The sequence below is a fragment of the Marinomonas profundimaris genome, assembly GCF_000508165.1.
Classification (GTDB): domain Bacteria; phylum Pseudomonadota; class Gammaproteobacteria; order Pseudomonadales; family Marinomonadaceae; genus Marinomonas; species Marinomonas profundimaris.
The window spans coordinates 27996-44403 of the sequence record NZ_AYOZ01000061.1; the positions used below are offsets into that span (position 1 = coordinate 27996).

Below are 16408 nucleotides of genomic sequence, written 5' to 3' on the forward strand. Positions count from 1 at the left end.
TAAGGATTGGCAATGACTTCTGGCTATACATTAGAACAACTTTCGATTGATCAAAGCGTTGAGTATCGAAAAACCGTTACCAAAGCAGATGTGCATGCTTTTGCTGAAGTAACCGGTGATACCAACCCTGTGCATTTGGATGCGGATTACGCGGCGACCACTACATTTGGTCAACCGATAGCGCATGGCATGCTGACAGCTGGCTTTATTTCAGCGGCCATTGGCACGAAATTGCCAGGGCCTGGCTGCATTTATTTAGAGCAAACATTGAAATTCCGAGCGCCTGTCTATATCGGGCAAGAAGTTGTAACAACAATCACGGTGACGGATTTGAATGAGCGCAGACGCCGCGCAACACTTAAGACTGTATGTGAGTGTGATGGAAAAGTGGTTGTCACAGGTGAAGCGACTATTATGTTGCCAGCCACTGTGTAATGACATGCTGTCGGTATAAATAAAAAAGAGCGTAACCTTGAAGGAGGTTGACGCTCTTTTTTATTGGGCGCTGACTACATGGACATGACGATTCGCCCAGTAATTTCCCCTTTTTCCATGTCTTCGAAAATTTCATTAATATCTTCGAGTTTCTTCTCTTCAATAATGGCTTTTACTTTGCCTCGCGCAGCAAATTCTAGGCATTCTTCAAGGTCTTTTCTTGTGCCGACGATAGAGCCGACAACACTGACACCATTAAGAACAGTGTTAAATATTGGCAATGGCATATCTTCTGGTGGTAAACCAACCAAGACACATTTACCGCCACGTCTTACGACATCGTAGCTCTGCCTAAAGCCAGCTTTGCTCACGGCAGTACAGACACTGGCATGAACGCCGCCTGTGTTTTCTTGGATGCGGTTAACAATGTCATCTTCTTTAAAATCATAATAGTGCTCAGCACCAAGTGATAATGCAAGCTCACGTTTCGCAGATCCTGTATCAACAGCCACAACACGAAGCCCCATTGCAACGGCGTATTGAACCGCCAAGTGACCTAGACCACCGATTCCAAAGATTGCGACCCAATTGCCAGGCTTAGCATTTGATACCTTAAGTGCTTTGTACGTTGTTACGCCCGCGCAAAAAAGTGGCGCAGCTTCAACATAGCTTAAGCCTTCTGGCACTTTTACGACATAAGCAGCATCAGCAGCACAATATTCAGCGTAACTACCATTCACTGAATACCCTGAATTTTGCTGAGATAAGCACAGGTTTTCATCGCCAGTTAGGCAATATTCGCAATGACCACAAGCGCTATAAAGCCATGGGATGCCGACCCGATCACCATTTTTAATGTGCTTAACGGCACTGCCAATTTCCACCACTTCACCAACGCCTTCGTGGCCCGGAACGAGTGGCAAGGTTGGCTTCACTGGCCAGTCACCATGACAAGCATGTAAATCTGTATGACAAACACCACAAGCGTGAATTTTAACGAGGATTTGGTGGGGCTCTATTTTAGGTTTGGCGATATCTTCAATCTTTAAAATGGCGCCAAACTTACTAGCAACGGCTGCTTTCATAGCATTCTCCTAATGGATGAATTAACTTACTTTGCAGATTAGCTGAGTTGTCAGAACCACATGACGACATAGATCAAGGCTTGGCGAATTAGGTCTCATTTTTTGATAAATAGACGGATCATGGAAAAAAAAGACACGTTGTAAAAAATGCTAGAATTTATTACGTCACAAGCCTATATTTGATGCATAAAACGCAGGATAGGAACCACCATGAAAATCCAACTACTTATGATCATTGCTGTGATTGCATCGTCTATATTGACGATCTCTCAACGCGCTAATGCTCAGGAAGTAAATCAGTTTCGGTGGTTAGAACCTACACTAGAACAAAGATGTGGCGAAGTTGTTGCTCCAGATCAAGAAAATGGCACTGACAATGAATATGTCGCCTACCTTCCTGAAAAGAGTCACTTTACGCCCTTCACATCCACTCCATTATTACGTTTCCGTTTTCCAATTATTGCGAAAGTGAACGGCAACATCATCCCGAGAGCACCACCTCTTTCATTGATATAACTTACCTAATTTATTCTATTTATTACCACTACTGGGGCTATATCATGAAAACACTAACTTATGTATCTACTAAAGACGTCAACAACCTTGTTTGGCCTGTCAAAACAGACAATATTAACCTCTATTCTCCAGCACTGACTGTTTTTACCGATTTTAAAACAGCCGGCCCACGAGTAATCGAGTCCAGCACTCGTGCAGATGAACTTGTTCAGTTAATGAAAAAAGAACACGTTCGAATGAAAATAGTCGTCGACGCAGACAATCATTTTATCGGGGTAATTAGCCTTGAAGACTTGTCCGAAGATATTTTTATTAAACAGGTTGCGAATGGATTCGAGCGATCTGAATTGATGGTGGCGGATTTGATGAGAGCAAAAGAAGTGCTGCTTGCTTTGTCTTACACATCACTAAAACATTCAGATATTGAGTCATTGTTATTTAGTCAGCGGAACAACCCGCTTCAGCATTTGCTTGTTATTGACGAAGAAACCAAAGCGATTCGTGGATTGATATCTTCTAATGATGTTGCACGACAGCTGAGATTGGACGTTGATGTGGCTTTTTCAAGCTTTGAATACACGTATCAAAGCGCCATTCTTGGCCATAAATCTCAGGATAAGAAACGCAGAGTGGCTTAAGTATAGATTGCCATAAGTATCGATTGCATTAAGTGATCTTCCTTCATAAAAGAGCCTGAATCCGTTAACCACTCAGGCTCTTTTTAAATTAGCCTTCTTTTTTTTCTATCCAATAGTAATAGCAATTCTCTTCTTGAATTTGCTTTATTAATTTATGGCCTAAAAATTGGCAAAATTTTGGAATGTCTCGTGTTGTAGACGGGTCTGTCGCGATGACTTTCAAGACCTCTTTACCTGCTAATTTTCGCATTTCTACGTGGAGCATCATAACGGGCTCAGGACATAGTAGATCGGTTGCATCAAGCAGTGCTTGGTGTTCCATGGGGTTCCTCTCAAAAGGTGTATAACCCCATTAGTTAAAGGGGTTATTAAATCGGTGTTATGTGTTTGCTTTTAACCAATCATGAGTGTTGGTCGCAAGCTCTAAAATGGTGTCTTCTATCGATCTATTGTATTTCTTTAGTGTTTTAAAGTCATGATCCGCGCCTTCCACCCAAAGAATGTCAACATTGCTGGGTAACGATTGCTGACTAACCCAATCGTATGAGCCAAGCTTATCTCTTGTGCCTTGAATAATAAGGCAAGGCGTTTCGAGCTTTTCAAGAAATGATAATCTATTTTTTTCAGGCTTACCTACAGGGTAAAAAGGGAAACCAAAGCACACCACAGCTTTCACCATAGAGAGATGAGAAAGTTGAGTGGCAACTCGACCGCCCATTGATTTTCCTGCAACTACACAATGAGTTTGTTGAGCTAGCTTTTCTTGGTATTCGGGAATCAACTTATTAAAGCGCGGTGGTGGTCTTTTTTTGCCTGAACGCTCTTGTTCTTCCATGTAGGAAAACGTTACCGGAACAACGGGGTGATTGAGTTGTGTGGAAATGGCAGCGCTAAGCTTCGTTAAAAAGAGGTTGCTGTGACCTGCGCCAGCGCCATGAGCGAGATAAAATGGAAGTGTATGCATGGTTATGAGTTCAAAACCCTATTAGAACAGATTCATAAAGTGGTTAGAACCGTGATAAGGGTGGATAATGCTTTAATAGGCTGTTTTGTATGTAGTAAAACTTGATCTGTATCAGAAAGTGATTGTTCTCTAGAGGGTAAACTCCTATTAGAAATTTTAATAGGAACAAAAAATGATCTGGGATTCTTCTCTAATTACAAAATATGACCTGTCAGGACCTCGATACACCTCATACCCGACCGCACCTCAATTTGACGCAAACATCAGTAAAATTGCGTTAATTGATAAGATGTTAATGCCGTCTGAAAGTCCTCTTAGTTTGTACTTCCATATCCCTTTTTGCGCTCATCTTTGTTATTACTGCGCTTGCAATAAAATTGTCACCAAACAATACGATAAAGGCGCTGAGTACGTTGAATTATTGGGTGAAGAAATGAGGCTTAGAAGCCTTATGCTGGACGATACGAGAAAAGTGACTCAGCTGCATTTTGGTGGCGGCACGCCAACATTTCTGAGTGAAGCGTTAATTGACACTCTGTTTGCGAGTATTAAACAGCATTTCAACTTAATCAATGATGGGTCCCAAGATTACAGTATTGAAATCGATCCTCGTGAGATAACGCACACTAAGTTGAAGCGATTGACGGACATGGGAATCAATCGAATCAGCATAGGCGTTCAAGATTTTGACCATAAAGTACAAAAGGCGATACATCGTATTCAGTCATTTGAAATGGTTTCTGACTTAGTGTGTTATGCGAGAGAGCTTGGGATTAAATCAATCAATTTCGATTTGATCTATGGTCTCCCCTACCAATCTATTGAGGGTTTTAGAGAAACGCTAGACCAAGTTATTGCGCTGTCGCCTGAGCGTATCTCCCTTTTTAATTACGCCCATTTGCCTGAACGCTTTCGATCTCAAAAGCGTATATCTGATGAGAGCTTACCTGCTGCTCGTCTGAAACTTGATTTACTCAAAATGAGTATCGAATACTTAATTTCTGCCGGCTACGACTACATTGGAATGGACCATTTTGCGAAACCTGACGACAGTTTGGCCATAGCTCAAAAGCAAGGTAAATTGCAGCGAAATTTCCAGGGCTATACTACTCATGCGGGTACGGATTTGGTTGCTTTTGGTGTGTCTGCTATTAGTGACATAAAAGGCGTTTATATTCAAAACCATACCGATCTGTCAAAATATAGAGATAGTATCGAGAAAGGGCAATTGGCCATATCAAAAGGCTATATAAGCGACCTAGATGATAGAATTCGTCACACAGTGATTATGACGCTCATTGCGCAGTTTGAACTCAATACTGTCGTTATCGAGAAAATGTTTAATATACGTTTTTTCGACTATTTTGGTGAAGAAGTAGACAAGCTAAAACCTATGGTCGATGATGAGATGGTGGAAGTTCATCGCGGTGGTGTGCAGGCCACTATAAAAGTCACGGAACGCGGTAGATTACTTATTCGTTGTATTTGTATGGTTTTCGATAAATATTTGAATAGCTCTATAAAATACTCAAAAGTTATATAGATCGAAATCAGGGAGATTCACATGGCAATGACACACACACAATCACGATTTAACAGCACGCTTACGTCGCAATGCCAAAATTGCAGCTTAAGTGCACTTTGCCTGCCAATTGCATTGGCAGATGAAGACATTAATAAATTAGACCAAATTATCGAGCGAAAAAAACCCCTCAAGAAAGGCGAATTTTTATTCCGCCAAGGCGATACGTTTGACTCTGTTTATGCGGTTCGTTCAGGCACGCTGAAAACGTTCAATATTACGTCTTTCGGTGAAGAACAAATTACAGGCTTTTATTGCCCTAGCGAGTTAGTCGGCCTCAGTGGTATAGACTCAAACGTTTATCCGGTTTCTGCAAAAGCATTAGAAACAACCACTGTATGTGAGATTCCTTTTAGCCATTTAGAAGAATTATCGACTCAAATACCCTCTTTAAGGCATCAACTGTTTAAAGTGATGAGTCGAAAAATATCTGATGATCAGCAAATGATGGTTTTGTTAGGTAAAAAAAATGCGGACGAAAAAGTCGCGTCATTCCTCCTTAATTTATCTAACCGCTTTAAAAAACGTGGTTATTCAGCTTCTTCATTTCGCTTATCGATGTCACGAGGGGAAATTGGTAACTATCTTGGGTTAGCGGTTGAAACGGTCAGTCGTGTAATCACTCGTTTCCAAAAAAGTGAACTTGTGCACGTAGATGGCAAAGAAATTGAGATAGTCGACTTTCCTGAAATGCAAAAACTCGTGGGTGTTGCTAGCGATTGTGGTAAAATAACTCAAATTTGATTGAAATATTGAGGCGCTACCAGATATGCTCTACGACGATTTTTACGTTAAATCACTCATACAAACTATTGAAGACTGGCCAAAAGAAGGCATTAGTTTTCGAGATATAACGCCTATTTTCAGCGACCCTAAAGGCATGAGGATGGTTGTAGATGCATATGTTCACCGTTATATCTCTACTGACATTTCTCACATTGCCTGCATCGATGCTCGCGGTTTTTTGATTGCGGCCGTATTGGCGTATGAGCTTCAGAAACCATTAATTTTAGTGCGAAAAAAAGGCAAACTTCCGGGCAAAACCATTTCTCAAAAATACGCATTAGAATACGGTGAAGCAGAGTTAGAAATTCAAGAAGGTGCCGTTAAGCCTGGTGATCAAGTCCTGCTGTTTGATGATTTGATTGCAACGGGCGGTACACTTTTTGCCGCTATTAAGTTGCTGACGAAGCAAGGTGCCAATATTAAAGAGGTTGCCGCGATTATTGATTTACCAGATCTTGGCGGAAGCCAAAAGCTAAGAGACAGTGATATTCCTGTTTTCAGCTTATGCGCTTACGATGGTGAGTGATTACACAGCTTGTTTCTGATTAAATAAAAAAGGTGGCTTAAGCCACCTTTTTTATTTTCAATAACCCTATTTTTGGTCTTAAAAGTCTACTGTTGCACCAACAGATAACCCTTTATTCACTTCTTTTCGGCTCTTATCATCATATATTATGACGGTTTTGCCATAGCGAATGTAAGCACGTGCATTCTTCATGGTCATGTATTCTGCACGGAACTCATAAGTATACATGTGGTTGAGGTTTGTGAAGGATAGCACCTCTGGCGAATAGTACAGTGAACCATAAATGCTTACACGGTTCGCTTCTGGAATAGTGTATCTGTACCAGCCACCTAAACTTAAGCCCATAGACACATCGTCTTCTTTTTCAAGATCGGCATCAATAGCGTATAAACGCACACCTATACCAACTTGCAACGGTCCACTGCTATCAGAATCTTCTACACTCAGTCCGACATGTGCCGTTGAGGTGCTTTCATCCTTGTCGTGCGTGACACCAGCATTAATACCAAAGCTGCCCATGGATAAATTAACATCACCCTTTACGGTGTCATTGGTCAAGCTAACACCAGCAGTAGAGGCGCTTACGATAGAGGAACCGAGAATTCCTGCAGTTAGTAATAACGTTTTATGAGTAAGATTCATTTCTATTATCCTATAATGAAATAATATTTAATCGATCAAAAGCGTCTGGTGATTGCTTCAGCTCTTTAAAGTTAAACAATTCTGTATCCGCTAAATGAGACGGCACGACGTTTTGAATGGCGGAGAACATCGTTTCTGTTCTGCCTGGGAACTCCTGTTCCCATTTTTGCAGCATGTCTTTTACGACTTGCCTTTGTAGGTTTTGTTGGGAGCCGCATAGATTACAAGGAATGATAGGGTATTCCTTGATAGTGGCGAATTCCTCAATGTCTTTTTCCTTACAGTAAGCGAGAGGACGAATAACAACGTGTTTGCCATCATCACTTAACAGTTTTGGAGGCATAGATTTTAACTTACCACCAAAAAACATATTCAAGAATAACGTTTCAAGAATGTCGTCTCTGTGATGACCAAGTGCAATTTTGGTCGCGCCAATTTCTTCGGCAAAACCATACAAAGAACCGCGACGTAAACGAGAGCACAAACCGCAAGTGGTTTTCCCTTCAGGGACGATTTCTTTTACGATACTGTATGTATCGCGCTCTAGAATATGAAAATCTACCCCGAGTTCTTCCAAATAAGCAGGTAAAATATGCTCAGGAAATCCGGGTTGTTTTTGATCTAGATTCACCGCTACAATGCTGAAATCAATGGGTGCGCTGGCTTGCAGATTACGCAAAATCTCAAGCATGGTATAAGAATCTTTGCCGCCAGACAGGCAGACCATCACCTTATCGCCCTCTTCAATCATATTGAAGTCTGCAATAGCTTGGCCAGTTTGCCTGCGAAGGCGTTTTTGGAGCTTGTTTAGCTCTAGTTTTTCTTTGGGTCGGTTAGAGAAATCCATCATATATACGCTGTAAATAAAACGCGCCTATATTACTATAAAGTAGGATCAAATCGCATTAAAAATGCGAAATATAAGGTAAAAGTGTATAAAATTCATTTTTTCTACCTTTATTAACGATTACTTATCACTCTCGCTAAACTGCAATGTTGAGCGGCACCCTTTGCACACATATTCTGTTCCTCGCTGTGCTCGAGTGTGGCGTTGCTTTGAGAATTGATGCTTTTGGCATGAGCAATGATACTCAAAGGTTTCTTTTAGAGGCGGAACATCAAAGCTGTGCGTTCTACTCGGCTCGATGCCATACACTTTTAGCATGACGGCTTGCCACTCCTTACCGTGCGGCCTAACATTGTCTCCATAAATTTGATAAACAATAATATGGGCGACTTCATGAGGAACAACCGTTTCTAAAAATTCTTTCGGATTTTGTTGATACATGAAGACATTAAAACGGAGCTCATTTTTATGGAGGTGCGCTGTTCCAGCCGCTCTGCCTCTTTGCTTCAGGTTGCAAGTAGCCGGTAAAAACGTGTTGCCGAAAAACGTGTTTGCTTGATTAAAGCATTCGGTCGCTTTCTCGTAAATGATATTTAACACTTCAGTATTGAGCTTCAAATCTGCTTTCTTTGAGGTCATATTGCATAAGCCTCACTTTGATCAACTTCATGAATCACATTAATGAGACTTTCAGCAAAATCCGCTACCGTTTCTTTAGATAGGCCGGTTAAGCGACTGAGTGATGCGATGGAGTTTGGTTTGTGTAAACAGATCAATCTGAGTTGCGAGTCACTTAAGCTGATTTTTCCGTATTTGTATTTCCAAGCTAAGATTCTGTGCCACTTCACCGTGTCTAGTGCCAATTGCTCTTCTTTTAAAATGGGGTAATAGTGTTCACTCGGTATGATGATCTGTGTTTTTCCTTGCAGAACACTTCGCGATTTTTCATTAATTTGTACGGTGAAAATATTTGATTCACCAATACTAAGGTACTTAAAGGCAATTAGGTGTCGTATCACTGACTTCCATTGCACTTCAGTAAGCTCCTTTCCTTTTCCATAAAGAGGAAGCAACTCAGCCCTCACGGCACTGACCGCTTTGGTTTTCTTTCCTAGTAATATTTGAATCAGCAATGCAAAAGGCTCTAAGCCTTTCGTATGATAAATTAACGACAACATTTTCTGGCTAGCTGTCGTCATATTGTGCTCAGACTTTGTTGAAAGGCATCGATCGCAGTAGTTGCAGGCAGGGATGCTTTCATCGAAATGAGACAATAATTGTTGCCGTCTGCATCCTCGACCTTCTAAAATCTGAAACAAATTAACCAAATGGTGTACTTCTTTTTCTGCTGATAAAGGCTGAGACACTGCCAATTGTTGCGCTTGTAACATATCTTGAAGGCCATAAAGCAAAAGTGTTTTTGCTGGTTGGCCATCACGACCTGCACGACCAATTTCCTGAAAATACGCTTCAGGACTGTTGGGTAAATCTAAATGAATCACGAACCTTACATGAGGGATATCAATCCCCATACCGTATGCTGTTGTTGCCACCATGATGGTGCCGTGTTGTTCTATGAAGGTTTGATGATTGTTTTGTTTATCTTGTTCTTGCATAGCGGCATGGTAACTTAAACTGGGTAAACCTAATTGCCGTAACCAACTGGAAATTTCTTCTGTTTTTTTCCTAGATCGACAGTAAATAATACCGGTCTGACCTGGTGCTTCATGATGTAAAAAATACAAAATTTGCTGCTTGGCTTTTCTCTTTTGAGCGATTTGAAGATTGATATTGCTACGATCAAAGCTATTTTTCAGGATAAGGCTGTTTTCAAGCTTTAAAGATTCCTGAATAGAAGAGATGGTTTGTTTATCGACTGTGCCCGTTAGTGCAATGATCGGCACATTTGGGAAAGCATCTTTTAGCTGACCTAACTGGCTGTATTCCGGTCTAAAAAAATTGCCCCATTGCGAAATACAATGAGCCTCATCAACGGCAAATAAAGAAATGTCAAAACTATGAAGAAAGCCGATAACCGATGGCTGAACCAATTTTTCTGGGGATAAATACAGTAAATCGATGTGGTTATGGCGTATTGCCCACACGAGATCGTCTTGCTCTCCGGGGTTCATGGTTGAATTCAAAAATTTTGCATTTATGCCTTTCCTATTCAATTCATCAACTTGTTGAGACATCAGAGATAAGAGTGGACTGACAATAACAGCGATGCCACTTCTAATGAGCCCTGCTGATTGATAAACCAGAGACTTCCCACCACCAGTGGGTGCTGCAAGCAAAACATCGCGCCCAGAACATAGCGCGTCGATTGCTTCTTCTTGCAATGGGCGATATTCGGTGTGACCTAAACGGGAAAGTACGAGTTTCTTTAAATTCATTTCGGAATTATCCCTTAAGAACGCGCTTTCTGCATCGATTTTTCGCCATCTTTTCGCTAGAATCGAACACTTAATTTACATTAGGGAAACATTTGTATGGCACACCAACCTCTTGATGATCTTGAGTTAGAGACGTTAGAAAATTTTTTGGAGTCCGATCAGGTTCATGAAGAATGTCAAAATTTTGTTATGACCCACGGGTTCTTAACCGCATTGTCAATTTGTCCTGTTAGTACTACTGAGGATAAATGGTTGCCTGTTGTGTTTGAAGACACACCAAAGTTCGAGAACGAAAAGCAAGAAAAGCAAATACTGCAGTATCTATCCCGTTTGTTTATCGATATTCAAAAGGAACTAGAGTCTGAAGATGGTTTTATGGTCCCCTGTGAACTCGAAATGGGCCAATCTCCTGAAGAGCTGAGTGAGCTGCAAGAATGGGCTACCGGTTTTATGGAAGGTGTTTTCATGACGGAAGGCGCTTGGTTTGAATCAGAGAAAGAAGAAGTTGTTGCGGAATTATTATTGCCTATCATGGTCGCATCTGATTTATTCGATGATGAAGAAGTACTTCAAATCCGTGCCAGTGAAAAACTAACGAATTCTTGCATTGCACAAATTCCAGAAGTAGTCACAGACTTGTTCCTTGTGTTACGTACTGAGCCAGAAAAACGCCCATTTCCGAAACATCAGCCTAAAGCGCAAGGTAATAAAAACAAGAAGAAAGGTGGTAAGAAGGCGTAATTGAAATCTGCCTGCAGCTTTACTGCTGCGGGCAGGCATTTCGTAAAGCGACGAGGGTAATATCGTCAAGCTGAACCGATTCCCCGCGGTAGTCTGTGAGTTTCTTTTCTATTTTTTCCTGCGCTAAAACAAGGCTTTTTTCTGCGTAACATTCTGAAATTAACGTTCTGACTTGATCACAACCAAGCATTTCATCCTGACAATTTTTCAGTTCTAAAACACCATCTGAGACAATAATTAATGTGTCGCTATTATTAAGTGTATTGCATTGCAGATCCGCTTCGAATTCATCTACTGGAAGAATGCCCAGTGGCATGTGGTTTGATTGTAAATAGTCTATTTTATTGTTCGCTCTTCTAATAAAAGCATGCGGCATCCCGCCACCCCAATAGGTAATATCACCGTGTGGGGTCATTAATATTAAGTAGCCCGCACAAAACATATAATCAGGCAAAATACTGAACAGGATTCGATTCAGTTGGCTTGCGAGTTGATTAACATCGAGCAAATCATCAACGGCATCAAAAAAGGCATGCATAACAGGCAGCGCACCGATTGAAGCCGGTAGTCCATGCCCAGTAAAATCACCCACAAATACAAGCCGAGCACCATCAGGACGGGTCTTCACTAAGGCTAGATCACCATTAAAGCTGGCGGCCGATAATCGAGTAATGACGACGTGTTCTGAATTTTTTTCGCTTCGAGTTTGAATATGATCAAGGACATTGTGTGCCATGTCATGCTCACGCTCTATCATGGTTTGATAGTATGTGAGTGCTTTGTTTTTTCGGTACATTTCTTTCATTAATTCGACGTGACGGATGTGTGTTTTAAGTCGAATGTTGAACAAAACTTCATTAAATGGTTTTGGAATGAAGTCGTCAGCACCATATTTAAAGCACTTGTCCATCACAGAGTCGGTGGCATGCGACGTAAGAAAAATCATCGGCACAAAGCGATTGCCTGATAAAGATTTGAGCTTTTTTACAAGATCAAAGCCGCTGCCACCTTTAATAATGACGTCTAAAGTCACAATGTCGGGAGCAAAATCAATGAAGCTTTTAATGGCATCTTCGTAGCAGTCTACGGCTTTGACGATAACATTTTCATTTTTCGCACATAACGAAATGATTTCGCGGTAAACGAGTTCGCTGTCTACGCATAATAATTTCATTGGCTAGGCCTTATTGAATTTCGAAACGTTTATCGAATCGTGAAATCATGAGAATATTTTTAATAAAGCTATTCGCGCCTTTAAGCTGAATATTGCTGTCTGCATTGATCGCATTTCTCATGCTGAGCAACATGCCTAATGCTGCGCTATCTAGGTATTCTACCATCGACATATCGATGATATAAATTTTATAGTTATTGATTTCAGAATACGCTTCTCTAAAGTCATTGAATAAAGAAAAGTCAAAACTGCCAACAATTGTGATGGTCACCATGTTTTGGGATTCATTTTTTGTGACGGAAATACTCATCTATTTATCGAGTTTAAGGCTGTTCGCCCTACTCGCCTCCGTGGCATTTTGGCGATGTTGGAGCAAGCGCGGTGCGCTCACTCCATTCATTAATCGAATACAGGTGCATTGCCAGTGCATGAATTTTTGTCATTTGCTCTTGCAGTACCGCATAAACAAGTTGATGACGCTGGACCAGTCTTTTTCCTTCAAAAGCATCACTTACTAATACAAGTTTAAAGTGTGACTCGCTTCCCGCAGGAACATTGTGCATATGACTCTCGTTTTCGAGTGTCATATGCACAATGTCTATTTTTCCTTTAAGGCGTTGGTCGATCTCTGTTTGAATGATCATAAGACCCTCTATTATGCAGACGTTAACATAGTGTCAGACTGCCCATTGAGTAACACTTGACCCTTTTCTTTTGGGTAAGCGACATCGATCGAAACAGCCCCACCTTCGCGCCAAACACTGATAATTGTGTCCATATTTGCCGCCATTACAGCACGTTTATCATCAGGTGCCGCGGCAATAACCTGTAAGCCAATGTCTTTCATAAAGCCCATACAGGTTGATGTTTTCACCATATCAATTTTGTTAAACGCTTCATCAAACATTGCCAAAGAGAATCCACCCACGATATCGCCTTCCATTGTTTCATGTAGTCGATACGTTGTAGAGAGCGCAGCGGCAATGGCCAAATAAAATGGTATCTGATGTTCACCACCAGAACCGGTTTGAATTCGCTGGCTCAAGGTGGTTTTTTTATTGCCTTCTGAATCTAAAATATCGACTTCAAAATTGTAAAATTTACGATAATCCGCAAGGTCTTGTTGCTTTTCTTCGTCAGATATTAGCTCTTGAATCGATGCAATGGCACGCGCATGTTCAGGGTCGTCACTCAAATGCGGGTCGAATAAACCGCCTACATTAGCTTGGTCTTGTGCACTAAAGCGTTCAACAAGATCCAAAATGTCTTTCATGTCTCCGTTAGGGTAGTAGCGGAATTGGTAGATTTCTTGGTTGAAAGGTCGACGCTTAAGGCTGTGATTCAATTCACGGATGATATGGGCGACTTGATCTAGTGAGTCTTTCAATTTAGAAACATAATCAGAACGGAAGGTTTCTTCTGCTTCTTTACGCGCTAACTCTGCACGCTTAGCGTATTTAGCCAATTCTGTTTCACTAAGAATGTCAATCTGATACGAGACATAATGCTCAAACTCTTCAAATTTCGATTCCAAATAATCCAACTGAACGTCATTGTCTAAGTTCGCTTGATGGAATTTACCATAGTGATCCGCCACTTCTTTTCGAACTTTCTGATCAAAACTGCGGGCCTTTTCGCTCGCTTTATCTGCTCGGCTAATGGCCTCTTTATAGATAGCCGCGCCATTTACCATACTGCTTTCCAATAAGGAATAACGCTCACTGGCAAATTCAGCATCGTATCGCGGATTAGAGGTTAAGCGGTTGCGCTCTTCATCTAATGCAGACAGTGCTGAGCTTAATTGGCTCTTTTGAGTATTAAGAGAACCGAATTGCTCTGCAATTTGTTGACGCTCTCGATCCAATTTTTTCTGTTCTAACTCAACATTGGTGATTCTTGATTTCAGTTCTTCGATGCGTTCTTGCAGTTCTGTATCATCGTGTTTCTGAAGTTGCGATATTTCTACTTCGACCGCCTCCAGTTCTTGTGTTAAGCGAGTCACTGTGTGGCTTGCATTCCCAAGACTTTCCACATCAAACTGATTGTTTGCGATGACTCGGCCAAGCAAAGAATCGGCTTGTTCCAATCGTTGGTCTGCTTTCAGAAAATTCATTAACTCACCGCTCAAACTGGCAAGTTGTTTTTCGCGAGAGTCACGCATTCCTTCCGTATTAATACCTACCATCATATGAGGAACAAAACGAATGGTAGAGATGGTTCCGGCCAGTTTTAACATGCCATCTGCTGTCATTGCGCTGTCTTCACGAAGAAGCTCACGCTCAGTCTCAACAGGTTTAATACCACCTAATCGACGATTGATATAGGCTTGAGCATGATCATTATTACAGCGAATAAAGCGCAGTGCTGAGTTATTATCGCCGCGATTCAACCATAATCGTGTTTGCGTTGTGTCGATGACACGGCACCCCATCAATTGACGACGATGAGCACGGAAGATACGAATGGCTTCTTCTGCATCTTCTGGCTCTACAATTAATGCTTCTCGTTGCGCACCCAAATACCCTTCAATGGCATCTTGCCATTTTCTATCAGTGACTTCAGCGAGGTGACTTAATGGGGTTGCTGTAATGTTCGCGTCTTTTAGCAAGGCAATAAGACGCTTTGTATTCTGTGAAAGCGGACTCACGCCACCTTTAAGAGAAGAAACATCAGACTCGAGTTGCTTACATTCGTCTTTCAAATTCAGAATATTACGGTTCAGTTCAGACCGTTGAGCAAATACCTGTGACTTCTCTTTATCAAGAAGGTCATTTAGTGCTACTAGCTTCTGCGTCAAGGGTTTGAGATTGCCTTCAATTCGGCCATCTTCAGTAATTAACCCATTAAATTCAGAAAACTCTTTTACCAACGTCGTGGTTTCTTTTGAAAGTAAGTCTTCAAAAGAGTTCAGTGCGGATAAAAGCAAAGTAAGCTGACGAACTTGCAAAATGGCCTTTTGGTCTTGCTGACCTTGTAGTACCAATAACTTTTTGTTCTGTTCCAGTTGTTGCAACTTCAAGCCAACATCAGAATGTTCGTATTGTTGTTCGAAGCGTAATAACTGTCCCTGCAGCTGTTTTAATAAACTGCCTTGCGTTGCGAGCTCTTCTTCAATTTCTTCTTCGCGTTCTTTTTGCAGCTCGTACTGATCTTGGATATCGTCTTGTTTGCTACCCAGCTCATCAAAGCGCGCTTCGGTGGCTATCCACTGATAATTGATCGCACTTTGCTCTTGTTGATGTTTTTTCTCGCAATCCAGCTGAATGAGTTTGAGATCATCGATGCGCTTAGACACTTCCAGCGTTTTCGCTTCCAAGTGTCGATATTCGTTTAATGATTTCTGGTACGCGCCAACTTGTAACGGTGCTTCTGCTAAAACGAAATCCTGAACAAAACGAGTTGGCGATGCAATCGGAACGAACTTTAATGCGTTTTTGAAGTTTTTAAGGAAACTGTCCAATGTGATCAGTTGATCGGCGCTTGGACTTAACTCTTCAAGATAACGATTAATATATTGAGTGGCAGACGCGCTACCAGATTTGATATAAGGGTCTAGACAGACTTTTTTCATTGACTCACGAACTTCAATCCAAGGTTTTGCTTTGTAGCTTTTCCCTTCCATTGCGTCGATAAAATCTAACTTTCTTGCGCCGAAATTTGGTAATACAAAACGGCCTAATACATCTTCTTCTGGCGACGCCAAAGATGCGCTTAATGTCAAACCAACGGTTGATTCTTTACCCGTAACGCTGTCTTCAAACACCAACGCAAGATAGCTGGTGGCATCTTGTCTTGGTTGAGTACCTAATGATTTTACATTGGCTTGACCTGAGTCGATCATTCCCAAAATGTAAGAGCGGATGCTTCGTCCACTGGCTTTTCCGTCATTTGCGCTGGCGTTATAATTAAGATGGCGTTTGCTGGCGCCAGTGAGTACCGTTTGAATCGCATCAAGCAAAGACGATTTACCAGAACCTGTTGGACCAACAATAGCGGTATTGCCACGAATATTAATTTCTTCAGCACCCAGTAGGTACCAATTGACTAATACGATTCGATTTAACTTTTTCATATTT

18 protein-coding genes are annotated in these 16408 nt (G+C 41.4%); 7 read left to right on the top strand and 11 right to left on the bottom strand.

Annotated features, from left to right (window positions below):
- Positions 1–12: 12 nt before the first annotated feature.
- Entirely contained in the window at positions 13–435 is a 423-nt protein-coding gene (locus D104_RS35465) for a MaoC family dehydratase (protein WP_024025433.1), read from the top strand.
- Between the two features lie 74 nt (positions 436–509).
- On the opposite strand, the gene adhP is transcribed toward D104_RS35465, so the two are convergent.
- Positions 510–1520, bottom strand: a complete 1011-nt coding sequence (gene adhP / locus D104_RS35470; RefSeq protein WP_024025434.1) for an alcohol dehydrogenase AdhP — start codon at positions 1518–1520, stop codon at positions 510–512.
- A gap of 210 nt (positions 1521–1730) precedes the next feature.
- Here adhP and D104_RS35475 point away from each other — a divergent pair, with 210 nt between their 5' ends.
- Positions 1731–2036, top strand: a complete 306-nt coding sequence (locus D104_RS35475) for a hypothetical protein (protein ID WP_024025435.1) — start codon at positions 1731–1733, stop codon at positions 2034–2036.
- Between the two features lie 44 nt (positions 2037–2080).
- Complete coding sequence (locus tag D104_RS35480) at positions 2081–2674, top strand: CBS domain-containing protein (RefSeq protein ID WP_024025436.1); 594 nt, start codon at positions 2081–2083, stop codon at positions 2672–2674.
- 88 nt (positions 2675–2762) lie between these two features.
- Here D104_RS35480 and tusA read toward each other — a convergent pair whose 3' ends face one another.
- Together tusA and D104_RS35490 are read right to left on the bottom strand one after the other, a co-directional pair.
- Positions 2763–2996 carry a sulfurtransferase TusA gene (gene tusA, locus D104_RS35485; RefSeq protein WP_024025437.1) on the bottom strand — a complete coding sequence of 78 codons (234 nt, stop codon included), beginning with the start codon at positions 2994–2996 and terminating at the stop codon, positions 2763–2765.
- 57 nt (positions 2997–3053) lie between these two features.
- Positions 3054–3638 carry an alpha/beta family hydrolase gene (locus D104_RS35490; protein ID WP_024025438.1) on the bottom strand — a complete coding sequence of 195 codons (585 nt, stop codon included), beginning with the start codon at positions 3636–3638 and terminating at the stop codon, positions 3054–3056.
- A gap of 172 nt (positions 3639–3810) precedes the next feature.
- Here D104_RS35490 and hemN point away from each other — a divergent pair, with 172 nt between their 5' ends.
- From hemN to D104_RS35505, 3 genes are read left to right on the top strand one after another with little or no spacing between them, the layout of a single operon-like run.
- Positions 3811–5181, top strand: a complete 1371-nt coding sequence (gene hemN / locus D104_RS35495) for an oxygen-independent coproporphyrinogen III oxidase (protein ID WP_024025439.1) — start codon at positions 3811–3813, stop codon at positions 5179–5181.
- 21 nt (positions 5182–5202) lie between these two features.
- Positions 5203–5964: a fumarate/nitrate reduction transcriptional regulator Fnr gene (fnr, locus tag D104_RS35500; protein ID WP_024025440.1), complete on the top strand. Its 762-nt coding sequence runs from the start codon at positions 5203–5205 to the stop codon at positions 5962–5964.
- A gap of 25 nt (positions 5965–5989) precedes the next feature.
- Positions 5990–6532 (top strand): adenine phosphoribosyltransferase, encoded by a 543-nt coding sequence (locus D104_RS35505; protein WP_024025441.1) that lies wholly within the window; start codon positions 5990–5992, stop codon positions 6530–6532.
- Between the two features lie 78 nt (positions 6533–6610).
- On the opposite strand, the gene D104_RS35510 is transcribed toward D104_RS35505, so the two are convergent.
- The 4 genes from D104_RS35510 to D104_RS35525 form a co-directional block, all read right to left on the bottom strand.
- Entirely contained in the window at positions 6611–7174 is a 564-nt protein-coding gene (locus D104_RS35510; protein ID WP_024025442.1) for a YfaZ family outer membrane protein, read from the bottom strand.
- 10 nt (positions 7175–7184) lie between these two features.
- On the bottom strand, positions 7185–8024 hold the full coding sequence (gene ttcA / locus D104_RS35515; RefSeq protein ID WP_024025443.1) for a tRNA 2-thiocytidine(32) synthetase TtcA: 840 nt from the start codon (positions 8022–8024) through the stop codon (positions 7185–7187).
- Positions 8025–8141: 117 nt separating this feature from the next.
- The gene (locus tag D104_RS35520) at positions 8142–8660 is read right to left on the bottom strand and encodes a SprT family zinc-dependent metalloprotease (RefSeq protein ID WP_024025444.1); all 519 of its coding nucleotides are present in this window, start codon (positions 8658–8660) and stop codon (positions 8142–8144) included.
- Positions 8657–10417, bottom strand: a complete 1761-nt coding sequence (locus D104_RS35525) for a RecQ family ATP-dependent DNA helicase (RefSeq protein WP_024025445.1) — start codon at positions 10415–10417, stop codon at positions 8657–8659. The genes D104_RS35520 and D104_RS35525 overlap by 4 nt, the downstream gene beginning before the upstream one ends.
- 96 nt (positions 10418–10513) lie before the next feature.
- Between D104_RS35525 and D104_RS35530 the strand changes: the two genes are divergently transcribed.
- Positions 10514–11158, top strand: a complete 645-nt coding sequence (locus D104_RS35530; protein WP_024025446.1) for a UPF0149 family protein — start codon at positions 10514–10516, stop codon at positions 11156–11158.
- Positions 11159–11177: 19 nt separating this feature from the next.
- Here the strand turns inward: D104_RS35530 and D104_RS35535 are convergent, their stop codons facing one another.
- Genes D104_RS35535 through D104_RS35550 form a run of 4 tightly spaced genes read right to left on the bottom strand, consistent with a single transcriptional unit; the run spans position 11178 to position 16404 of the window.
- Positions 11178–12332 carry a fused response regulator/phosphatase gene (locus tag D104_RS35535; RefSeq protein ID WP_024025447.1) on the bottom strand — a complete coding sequence of 385 codons (1155 nt, stop codon included), beginning with the start codon at positions 12330–12332 and terminating at the stop codon, positions 11178–11180.
- A gap of 10 nt (positions 12333–12342) precedes the next feature.
- Positions 12343–12642, bottom strand: a complete 300-nt coding sequence (locus tag D104_RS35540; RefSeq protein WP_024025448.1) for an STAS domain-containing protein — start codon at positions 12640–12642, stop codon at positions 12343–12345.
- A gap of 28 nt (positions 12643–12670) precedes the next feature.
- Positions 12671–12976 (bottom strand): BolA family protein, encoded by a 306-nt coding sequence (locus D104_RS35545; RefSeq protein WP_024025449.1) that lies wholly within the window; start codon positions 12974–12976, stop codon positions 12671–12673.
- Positions 12977–12987: 11 nt separating this feature from the next.
- Complete coding sequence (locus tag D104_RS35550; protein WP_024025450.1) at positions 12988–16404, bottom strand: SbcC/MukB-like Walker B domain-containing protein; 3417 nt, start codon at positions 16402–16404, stop codon at positions 12988–12990.
- Positions 16405–16408 lie beyond the last annotated feature (4 nt).